The sequence below is a fragment of the Actinosynnema sp. NPDC023658 genome (assembly GCF_040639995.1).
Lineage (GTDB): Bacteria > Actinomycetota > Actinomycetes > Mycobacteriales > Pseudonocardiaceae > Actinosynnema.
In genome coordinates, this window is record NZ_JBFAAX010000003.1 from 18,372 (window position 1) to 28,393 (window position 10,022).

The 10,022-nt window shown below is 73.7% G+C and carries 7 protein-coding genes; 3 read left to right on the plus strand and 4 right to left on the minus strand.

Annotated features, from left to right (window positions below; translation table 11 throughout):
- Positions 1–56: 56 nt before the first annotated feature.
- Together AB0G02_RS00925 and AB0G02_RS00930 are read right to left on the minus strand one after the other, a co-directional pair.
- Positions 57–698 (minus strand): hypothetical protein, encoded by a 642-nt coding sequence (locus AB0G02_RS00925; protein ID WP_360787289.1) that lies wholly within the window; start codon positions 696–698, stop codon positions 57–59.
- A gap of 123 nt (positions 699–821) precedes the next feature.
- Positions 822–1,568 (minus strand): TetR/AcrR family transcriptional regulator, encoded by a 747-nt coding sequence (locus AB0G02_RS00930; protein ID WP_360787292.1) that lies wholly within the window; start codon positions 1,566–1,568, stop codon positions 822–824.
- Between the two features lie 121 nt (positions 1,569–1,689).
- Here AB0G02_RS00930 and AB0G02_RS00935 point away from each other — a divergent pair, with 121 nt between their 5' ends.
- Positions 1,690–3,819 carry an MMPL family transporter gene (locus AB0G02_RS00935; protein ID WP_360787295.1) on the plus strand — a complete coding sequence of 710 codons (2,130 nt, stop codon included), beginning with the start codon at positions 1,690–1,692 and terminating at the stop codon, positions 3,817–3,819.
- A gap of 14 nt (positions 3,820–3,833) precedes the next feature.
- On the opposite strand, the gene AB0G02_RS00940 is transcribed toward AB0G02_RS00935, so the two are convergent.
- Complete coding sequence (locus AB0G02_RS00940) at positions 3,834–4,847, minus strand: YncE family protein (RefSeq protein WP_360787298.1); 1,014 nt, start codon at positions 4,845–4,847, stop codon at positions 3,834–3,836.
- A 270-nt stretch (positions 4,848–5,117) separates the two neighbouring features.
- Complete coding sequence (locus AB0G02_RS00945) at positions 5,118–7,184, minus strand: DUF2339 domain-containing protein (RefSeq protein ID WP_360787301.1); 2,067 nt, start codon at positions 7,182–7,184, stop codon at positions 5,118–5,120.
- 137 nt (positions 7,185–7,321) lie between these two features.
- Here AB0G02_RS00945 and AB0G02_RS00950 point away from each other — a divergent pair, with 137 nt between their 5' ends.
- Together AB0G02_RS00950 and ptsP are read left to right on the plus strand one after the other, a co-directional pair.
- Entirely contained in the window at positions 7,322–8,185 is an 864-nt protein-coding gene (locus tag AB0G02_RS00950) for a ribokinase (RefSeq protein ID WP_360787304.1), read from the plus strand.
- Positions 8,186–8,268: 83 nt separating this feature from the next.
- Positions 8,269–9,900: a phosphoenolpyruvate--protein phosphotransferase gene (gene ptsP, locus AB0G02_RS00955; protein WP_360787307.1), complete on the plus strand. Its 1,632-nt coding sequence runs from the start codon at positions 8,269–8,271 to the stop codon at positions 9,898–9,900.
- The last annotated feature ends 122 nt before the right edge of the window (positions 9,901–10,022 follow it).

The window sequence follows — 10,022 nt, forward strand, 5'->3', positions numbered from 1 at the left end:
TTCGGCCGGGTCCAGCGCCCCTGCGCACTGGTCGTGCGCCTGCGGGTGGGGCCCGGCTACGGACGGGGCAGCTGGGCGGCCACCTCGGTCATCGCGTCGAGCAGGTCCGGCTCGACGTGGCCGGTCGCGGGTTCGGACTCCGCGATCGTGATCGTCGTGTCCTTGGTCTCCGACCAGTAGTGCTCGGCGGTGAAGTGGACGTCCGGCAGGCCGACGAGGCCGCCGCTCAACGGCTTCACGTCACCGGAACCCGCCACGTCGACGACCCGGTCGAACTGCCTGGCCTGGTTGCGGCCCGGGAAGGTCACCCACACCACGGAGACGACGGCGGCGTTGCCCGCCTGGTCACCGACGGCCATGAGCAGGCGGTCCAGCGCGGCGCACGGCGTCTGCGCGAAGAACTCGCGCACCTGGCCGAACGAGTTGTCCAGGCAGTCGAGCTCCTGCTTGACCGCCTGCTTGCTGATCCCGACGCCGAGGTGGCTCATCGCGCCTTGGGCGTCACCGCCCACGGCCGCGCGCTTGGCGTCCCACTTGCGCACGCTGATGCTCTCCACCGGGGCCGCACCGCCGCCACCGCTCGCGCCCGAGTTCAGCGCGGCACCACCGGCGCCGCCCGCGCCCGCGAGGACGACGAGCACCGCGGCCACCAGCGCGACCCCGCCGGATCCCTTGTCGGAACTCTTGCCCGCCACCATCCCCCCGCCCCGAGACGTTCTCGCCGTGCGGCCCACCCATGCAACCCGTCCGAGCGCCCGTGGTTGCGGGCTGAACGCGAAAAGCGCTCGAACGGACCAGCAGGTATGCCCGGAAGTCGCACTTCACCGTTGCGGAGGGAGACCCATCTCGCCCAGGATCTGCGCCAGCATGGAGTCGAACAGGGGCTCGGGGTTGGACACCGCGAACGGGAAGCGGCCGAAGACCTCCAGGGCCACGTGACCGTAGATGCGCACCCACGACTGCGTGACGTGGTAGACCGCGCCGAGCGGCAGCACCCGCTCGTCGACCTCGACCCCGCGGTCGGTGACGCTGGCGAGCAGCACCTTCTGGAACGCCGCCAGGTCGGCGTGCAGGTCCTCCGGCACGTCGTCACCGAGTCCCTCCGGCAGCGGGTGGCTCGCGATCAGCCTGCCCGCGAGCTCCAGGAACACCCGGCCGAACTGGTCACCGACCTGGCTGTGGTCCTCGCCTGGGGCGCACGGGGCCAGCGCGTCCTCGGTCGAGGCGAACACCAGCGTGAACTCCTGCGGGTGCGCGAGGGCCCAGCGGCGGAAGCCCCGGCACACCGCGTACACCTGCGCGTTCACGTCGTGCTCGTCGATGCCGTCCAGGTCGGCGTCGAGCTTCGCGGCGAGGTCGGTGCAGATGTCCTCCGCGAGCCGGCGGAGCAGGTCCTCGCGCGAGTCGTAGTACCGGTACAACGCCGGGGCGGTGATGCCGACCTCGCGTGCGATGGCACGCAGAGTGACGGCGTCCCGGCCGTGCTTCACGAGCAGGGCACGGGCCTGTCGCCGGATCTCACGCTCGGTCTCAGCGCGTAGCCTCTCTCGGCGAGTGGCCTCGGTCATATGTCACCCAATCCGGTTGTAAACGGTGTTCACCGGGTATAACTTTCGGGCGCTTGAGTGAACGGTGTTTACGAAGTTGACGCCATTCACGCCACGGTAGCCCATTTGCCCGGGAGGACGCGTGTTCGCGAAGTGGGGCTCGCTGGCGCACCGCCGCAGGTGGGCGGTGTTGATCGTGACGGTCACCCTGGCGGTGGTCGGCGGCGTCTGGGGGCTGGGCGTGTTCGACCGGCTCAGCCAGGGCGGCTACGAAGCGCCCACGAGCGAGGCCGCGCGGGCCAACGAGGTCGCGCAGGACGCGTTCGGCCGGCAGGGCGGTGACGTCCTGGTGGTCTACGACACCACGGACCCCGCCCGGCTCCAGCAGATCGCCGCCCAGCTGTCCGGCCTGCCGACCGACGCCGTGCTGAAGGTGCAGCCGCCGTACCCGTCACCGGAGAGCGGCAAGTCGCTCGTGGTGATCACGCTGCGCTCGGGCGACTCGAACGCGCAGATCAAGCAGTACGAGCAGATCGTCGACCAGCTCCCGGTCGACGGGCTGGAGACGCAGGTCGGCGGGCTGGTGCCGACCCAGAAGGCGATCAGCGACATGTCCGCCTCCGACCTGACCAAGGCCGAGGCCGTCTCGCTGCCGATCGTGCTGGTGCTGCTCATCGTCATCTTCGGCGGCCTGGTCGCGGCGTCGCTGCCGGTGCTGGTCGGCGGCCTGGCGATCATGGGGTCGCTGGGCGTGCTGCACGCCGTGTCGCTGGTCGCGGACGTGAACTCGTTCGCGGTCAACGTGGCCAGCCTGCTCGGCCTCGGCATGGCGATCGACTACGGGCTGTTCATGGTCGGCCGGTTCCGCGAGGAGCTGGCCGCCGGGCGGGACACCCCGGACGCCGTGCGCCGGACGGTCATGTCGGCCGGGCGCACCGTGCTGTTCTCCGCGACCCTGCTGGTGATCGCGCTGGCCGGGCTCCTGCTGTTCCCGCACGGCTTCCTGAAGTCCCTGAGCTACGGCGGCATGTCCGCGGTGGCGATCGCGGCGGTCGTCTCGCTGACCCTGCTCCCCGCCCTGCTGGCGGTCCTCGGCCACCGCGTCGACAAGCTCGCCGTGCCGTGGCGCAAGGGCAAAGTCCCGTCGGAGGCCGGCTGGCGGCGGCTCGCCGGTCGCGTGATGAAGCGCCCGGTGCTGTTCGCGCTGCCGATCGTGCTGGTGCTGCTGGCCCTCGGCTCGCCGTTCCTGGGCGTGAAGTTCGGCGAGGTCACCGAGAAGGTGCTGCCCGAGGGCAACCCGGCGCGCGTCGCCGCCGAGACGATCAACTCCGACTTCGCCGCGCTGTCCAACTCCGGCTTCAAGGTCGTGGTGACCGGTGACCCGTCGCCCGCCGACGTGCAGGCGTTCGTCGCGGACCTCGGCGCGGTGCCCGGTGTCGGTGACGCGCAGGTCGCGGCCGAGCCCGCCGGCGGCGTGTGGCTGATCAACGCCGGGCTGGACCACGACGCGCTGAGCAACGAGTCCAAGCAGGCGCTGAAGGACGTGCGGGCGCTGGCCGGGCCCGGTGACGAGGTGCTCGTCGGCGGCACGACGGCGATGGTGTCCGACAGCCTCGACGCCATCGCGGACAAGCTGCCGCTGATGATCGGGCTGCTGGTCGGCGCGACGTTCGTGCTGATGTTCCTGGCGTTCGGCTCGGTGCTGCTGCCGATCAAGGCCGTGGTGATGAGCGCGCTGAGCCTGTCGGCCACGTTCGGCGTGCTGGTGTGGGTGTTCCAGGACGGGCACGGCGCGTCGCTGCTCGGCGTCACGCCCGCGCCGCTGGAGTCCGGGATCGTGGTGCTGATGGCGGCCGTGGTCTTCGGGTTGTCCACCGACTACGAGGTGTTCCTCCTGTCCCGCATGGTCGAGGCGCGCGGTCGCGGCGCGACGACCGAGGAGGCGGTGAGCGCGGGCCTCGCGAAGACCGGCCGGGTGATCACGGCGGCCGCGCTGCTGCTCATCGTGGTGACCGGCGCGTTCGCGTTCTCGCAGATCACCATGATGCGGTTCGTCGGCGTGGGCATGATCCTGGCGCTCGCGCTGGACGCCACGGTGGTGCGGATGCTGCTCGTGCCGGCCGTGATGCGGATGCTCGGCAACGCCGCGTGGTGGGCTCCGGGGCCGCTGCGGCGGATCCAGGAGCGGATGGCGATCCACGAGGAGGCGCCGGCGGAGGACGAGCGCGCCCGCGGCGACGGCGGACCGGCCAAGGCCCCGCAGCGCGTCTAGTCCCTACAGCCCGTCTAGTCCTCGTCGGCTGGTTCGAAGGCGATGGCCGTGGCCGCGAAGCCGTGGCCGTCGTCGTCCAGCCCGCTCAGCTGGAACGTGTCGAGCACCTTGTTGTCCCGGCTGTCGAGCACGGTCGCGGTGTTGCCCGCGGACAGGAACACGCGGCGGTCGCCGGGCGCGATGGCGAGGGTCTTCGCCTTGAGCCGCAACGTCCTGGTGGTGCGGGTGGTGGTGTCGAGGACGGCGACGCGGCGCTTCAGCGCGACGTAGACCCGCCGCCCGTCCGGGGTGACCGCGATGCTGCCCGCGCCCTTGCCGACCGGCTTCGACCAGCGCACCTCGTCGGTGCGCGGGTCGATCATGGACACCGTGCCCTCGCCCTCGCCCACGTCGAGCGAGCTGACGTAGACCGCGGTGCCGTCCGCGCTGATCGCGACCTGCTGCGGCATCCCGGGGACGTCGATGGCGGTCTTCGGGCTGGCGGTCGCGGTGTCCAGGACGCTGACCGTGCCGTCCTGCGCGTTGGCCACGTAGAGCCGGCGGCCGTCGGGCGTGATCGCGAGGCCCTGCGGCTGGCCGCCCGCCTTGATCGCGGCGACCAGGCGGAACGACGCCGGGTCGATCACCGCCACCGCGCCGCTGCCGGTGACGTAGAGCCGCTTTCCGTCCGGGCGCAGCACCGCCTGCGCGAGCTGCGCGCGGGTCTCGATGCGGCCGACGACCTTGCCCGCCACCGGGTCCACCGCCGTGACGACGCCCGCCCAGCCGTTGACCACGTACACCCGGTCACCGCCCGGCCCGACCGCCGCACCCGTCGTCCACGCGCCGGTGTTCACGCTCCCGACGGCCCGGCCGTCGGAGGTGTCGAGGACCTGCACCCGGCCGCTGTGCGCGACCACGTAGGCGCGTGGTGCCGGTGTGCCCGAGGTGACGACGACCTGCGACCGCTCCTGACCCGCGGCCGAGAGCGCGGCGGCGAGGAGGACAGCGGCGGTGCCGAGGGTTGCGGTACGTCGTCGTCCCCACATGGCTGGATGGGAACACCGCCGTGCGGTCGGATTCCACCGCGGTCCTACGGACGTGTGCCATTTGTGCCGGACCGGGTGAAGGCGTCCTGGCTGCCGCCCGCGACGGCGGAACGGGCGGCAACGGCGGCGGTGCGCCCGGCGCCGGTCGCTCGGGGGGCGAAACGACCGACGCCGGACCCCTGCCGGTGCCGAAGCACCGGTGGTCGTACCCCGACGACGTAGACCTCTACACCAGGTTGACGCAGTCCGGGCCGTTTTGGATCCCGAGAGCTACGAATCAGCCGAAATTCGACGAGTTGCCACCAGCTTGGCGTAACGGGTGCCCGCCGTCAGGAGGACGAGACCCGCGCCGATGAACGCGAGGACGCGGGCGACGCCGTCCAAAGCGGCCATGTCGAACAGGACCAACTTCGCCACCGCGGCCCCGACCAGCACCAACCCGGCCACCCGCAGGGGCTTCCGGTCGATGCCGCGCACCAGGAGCACCAGCGCGGCGACCGTCCACGACACCGTCACGATCGAGTGACCGAAGAGGAATCCGGTCACGTCCTGCGACACCAGCAGCGCACCGCACAGCACGACCCCGGCCGCGGCGTACAGCAGCACGACCCCCGCCGCGATCCACGGCAACGGCTGCCTGCCCAGCAGGCGCAGGCTCGTCGCCGCCCACGGCAGCACGACCGCGAGGACGCCGAGGACCAGCGCGGTCAGCACGCCGGACACCAGGAACCCGGCGGAGTCCGTGCCCCACGGCTCCTCCCACAGCAGTCGCGGCGGCACCGCGTCGGACGTGGTGAGCACGAACCCGATGACACCGAACACAAGGGACGCGAGCAGCGGACCACGGGATGCGAGGGCCTTGCCCAGGAACGCCAGCAGCAGGGCTTCGGCCAGCACGACCGCGGCGCGCGTGCTGCCGTCGAAGGTCAGCGCGGTCGCCTGGAACAGCGCGAACACACCGACCGCGCCGACCGCCGCGGTGAAGTTCCGCGGCAGCGGACGCCGTCCGACCGCCCACAGCGCCAGCATGATCACCGCGACCGCGCCCGCGACACCCGCGCCGAGGAGCCGGTCGAGGACGGCGGTGGTGAGCAGGGCGGGCAGCGGCGAGCCGACGGCGAGGGCGACCGCGGTGACGTCACCGGGCCGGACCCTGATCGTGAGCACCGCGGTCGCCACGCCGATCACGGCGGCCAGCAAGGAGATCCCGGCCAGCGCGTACTGGTCGGTGCGGCCGATGACCAGGACCGAGGCGATCAGCGGAGGAACGCCGGCGGTGACGGCGAGCCACGACCAGTCCCGCTTGATGTGCACCGGGCTCGCCGCGATCTTCAGGACCAGCAGGAACCCGACGAGCAGCGGCGTGAACCCCTCGGTGAGCACGGGCGCGCACACGGCGCAGGCCGCCACCACGCCGACGGCCAGGACGGCCGAGTCCCACCGCAGCGCGAGCAGCAGCCCTCCGGCCGCGACGAGCAGACCCGCGGCCAGACCGCCGCCCTCGGGCAGGTACTCGTAGATCGAGGTGGCCGCGATGACGTCCAGGTAGAGCACCGCGATGCCGGTGGCGGCCAGGGCGAACGCGCCGGTGCGACCGGCCGGGGTGCGGTGCAGCCACAGGCCGAGGCCGACGAGCACACCGCCCAGCGCCGCGCCGCCGAGGACGCGGGGCAGCGGGCCGAGGTAGCCGCGCTGGACGGCCAGGACCAGCAGCAGGACGACGCCGAGCAGCGTGACCGCGCCGCCGACCCAGGCGAGCAGCTTGCTGCCCGCGCCGTCCTTGGCGAGGCGGTCGAAGAGCGTGGGGCCGGCCGGCGGAGGGGGCGGCGGCGGCCAGTGGGGCGACGGCGTGCCCCAGCCCGGACCGCCCTGCCGGGACGGGTACGGGGTCGGGCCGACCTGCTGACCCGGCCACTGACCGGGGTGGGTCGGCTGCGCGGACTGGATCGGCCGGCCCGGGTGGAAGGGCGCGGGGCCGGCGGGTTGCGGTGCGGTCCCGGCCGGTCGCGGTTCGGGCCGCGCCGTCGGGGCGGCCGGGTGGTCGGGCGCGCTCGGCTCGGCGGTCGCGGGTGCGTCGGTCACCGCCGTGGCCGGGACGGCTGCGTCGGCGGCCGGCTCGCTGTCGGCAGGCTTGGTGGTGGCCGGGTCGGCGGCTGCGTCGGTGACGGGCGGGTCGGTGGCGGCCGGGTTCGCGGGGGTCTGGTCGGTGGCGGTTCTGTCGGTGGCGGGTGGTGCGGACGCCGTCGCCACCGCCTGCGCGCCGCCGACCCGGTGCAGCTCCTGACCCACCGCCTCCAGGCGACGGCCCAGGTGGCCGAGTTCGTCTGCCAGCCTCATCAGGGGGTCCTGCCCCAGCCCTATACCGGTCATGTGACCAGGGTCGCCCGATTCGGGTGTATCCGGCATCCGTACCACTACTCAGACCGGGTGCCGAACCGGTCACGGCGGGCGCGGTCTCTGGCACAGTCGTCGGCGTGACTGTCCTCGTGCTCGGTTCGGCCAACGCGGACCTCGTCGTGCCGGTCCCCCGCCGTCCCGCGGGCGGTGAGACGGTGCTCGGCGGCGACACCGTCGTCCTGCCCGGGGGCAAGGGCGCGAACACGGCCGTGGCCGCCGCCCGGCTGGGCGCGTCGGTCGCGCTCGTCGGCGCGGTGGGCGCGGACCAGTACGGGGAGCTGCTGCTCGACTCGCTGTCGTCGTCCGGCGTCCGCACCGACTTCGTGCGCAGGTCGTCCCGGCCCACCGGCCTGGCCTACATCACCGTCACGCCCGACGGGGAGAACTCGATCGTCGTCGCGCCCGGCGCGAACTCGGACCTCGGTGTGTCCGATGTGGACGCCCTGACCTGGGACGACGTGTCGGTGCTGGTGTGCTCGCTGGAGGTGCCGGTGCCGACGGTGTCGCACGCCGTGCGGACGGCCGCGGCCCGGGGCGTGCGGCCGGTGCTGAACCTGTCGCCGGTGGTCGAGGTGCCCGCGGAGACGCTGGCCCTGCTCGACCCGCTGATCGTGAACGAGCACGAGGCGGCGTCGCTGGCGTCGTCGTTCGACGGCCTGCTCGACCTAGGCCCGAGGTCCGCCGTGGTCACGCTGGGCGCTCGCGGCGCGGCCGTCGTCACGCCCTCCGGCGTGGTGGAGGTGCAGGCCCCTGCAGTGTCCGTTGTGGACACGACGGGTGCCGGCGACGCGTTCGCCGGCGCGTTGGCGTTCGGCCTGGCGTCCGGCTCCGAGCTGCCGGAAGCCGCCGCGTTCGCCGCGCGCGTGGCCGCGCTGTCGGTGACGTCGTCGGGCGCGCAACCGTCGTACCCGACCCTGGAGCAGGTGCGGGGGATCGGGTGACGTCGGCCGGGGTAGCGGGTTCCGGCCCGGTGGCGTTGGCTCGGTCTACGCGGTTCGTCGACTCGGAGGGTATGGTCTAGACCATGTCGACTGCACGGCTGAGCGGTGTCGGGGTCAGTTCCGGTCGGGCTTCCGGGCCGGTGGTCCGGGTGGCCGAACCCCTGGGTGAACCACCGGCCGGGCCCGCGCCCGCGGACCCGCAGGCCGAGGCGGCGCGGATCGCGCCCGCCGCGGAGGTGGTCGCGGCGCGGCTGCGGGAGCGGGCCGCCGCCGCGAGCGGTGACGCCAAGGACGTGCTGGAGACGACCGCCGCGATGGCGTCCGACCCGGCGTTGCTGTCGCAGTCGGAGAAGCTGGTCACGTCCGACGCGCTGCCCGCCGCACGGGCGGTGCACCAGGCCGCCGCCGGGTTCATCTCCGCCCTGGAGGCGGCCGGCGGGTACATGGCCGAACGCGCGCGGGACGTCCGCGACGTGCGCGACCGGCTGGTGGCCGAGCTGCTCGGCGTGGCCGCGCCCGGCGTGCCGCCGCTGGCCTCGCCGTCCGTGCTGGTGGCCCGCGACCTCGCACCCGCCGACACCGCCGGGCTCGACCCGGCCAAGGTGCTGGCCCTGGTCACCGAGGAGGGCGGGCCGACCTCGCACACCGCGATCCTGGCCCGGTCGCTCGGCATCCCGGCCGTGGTCGCGTGCCGCGGCGTGCTGGACCTGGACGTGCCGGCGCTGCTCGTGGACGGCGACACCGGTGTGGTGCAGCCGTCCGACGGCACGGTCCGGGCCGCGCACGTCGCCGGTCGCGCGGAGTGGAACGGCGTCGGCGCGCTGCGCGACGGCTACCGGGTGAAGGTGCTGGGCAACGTCGGCTCGCCCGCCGACGCGGTGGCCGCGGCCGCCGGTGGCGCGGAGGGCGTCGGCCTGTTCCGGACCGAGTTCTGCTTCCTGTCGGCGGCCTCGGAACCGTCGGTCGAGGAGCAGCGCGAGGCGTACGCGGCGGTGCTCGCGCCGTTCGCGGGCAAGCCCGTGGTGGTGCGCACGCTGGACGCGGGCGCGGACAAGCCGCTGCCGTTCCTGGCGCCCGAGCCGGAGCCGAACCCGGCGCTGGGCGTGCGCGGCCTGCGGGTCGCCTTCGACCGCCCGGACGTGCTGGAGCGCCAGCTGGAGGCGATCGCCTTGGCCGCCGCGGACACCGGCGCCGAGGTGTCGGTGATGGCGCCGATGGTCGCCACCGCCGCCGAGGCCGCGTGGTTCGTGGAACGGGCGCGGGCCGCGAACCTGCGGCGGGCCGGCGTGATGATCGAGATCCCGGCGGCGGCGCTGCTCGCCCGGGAGATCCTGGCCGTGGTCGACTTCGTGTCGATCGGCACCAACGACCTGGCGCAGTACGTGTTCGCGGCGGACCGGCAGGTCGGCGCGGTGGCCGCGCTCAACGACCCGTGGCAGCCCGCCCTGCTCCGGCTGGTCGAGCTGGTAGGCGCCGCGGGCACGGCCGCGGGCAAGCCGGTGGGCGTCTGCGGTGAGGCCGCCGCCGACCCGCTGCTGGCGTGCGTGCTGACCGGGTTGGGCGTGACGAGCCTGTCGATGAACCACACGGCGCTGGCGGGCGTGGGCGCGAAGCTCGCGTCGACCAGCTTCGACCTGTGCCAACTGGCCGCCCGGGGCGCGGTGGCCGCCGCGGACCCGGCGTCGGCCAAGCTGGCCGCCCGCGCGCCGCATTGATTGCCGGTATTGATGGCCGCTGCTCCGCAGACGGCGGCGAGGTCGCCTGGAAGTCGGTCGTTCGCGCCCTGAGTCCCGGCGATCGAAGAGCGTGATCGCCGGGAATGAGGACCCGAACGACC

Coding starts and splice junctions, on each gene's coding strand:
- AB0G02_RS00930 (WP_360787292.1), bottom strand. CDS start 1,568: ATGACCGAGGCCACTCGCCGAGAGAGGCTACGCGCTGAGACCGAGCGT.
- ptsP (WP_360787307.1), top strand. CDS start 8,269: ATGTCGACTGCACGGCTGAGCGGTGTCGGGGTCAGTTCCGGTCGGGCT.
- AB0G02_RS00925 (WP_360787289.1), bottom strand. CDS start 698: ATGGTGGCGGGCAAGAGTTCCGACAAGGGATCCGGCGGGGTCGCGCTG.
- AB0G02_RS00945 (WP_360787301.1), bottom strand. CDS start 7,184: ATGAGGCTGGCAGACGAACTCGGCCACCTGGGCCGTCGCCTGGAGGCG.
- AB0G02_RS00940 (WP_360787298.1), bottom strand. CDS start 4,847: ATGTGGGGACGACGACGTACCGCAACCCTCGGCACCGCCGCTGTCCTC.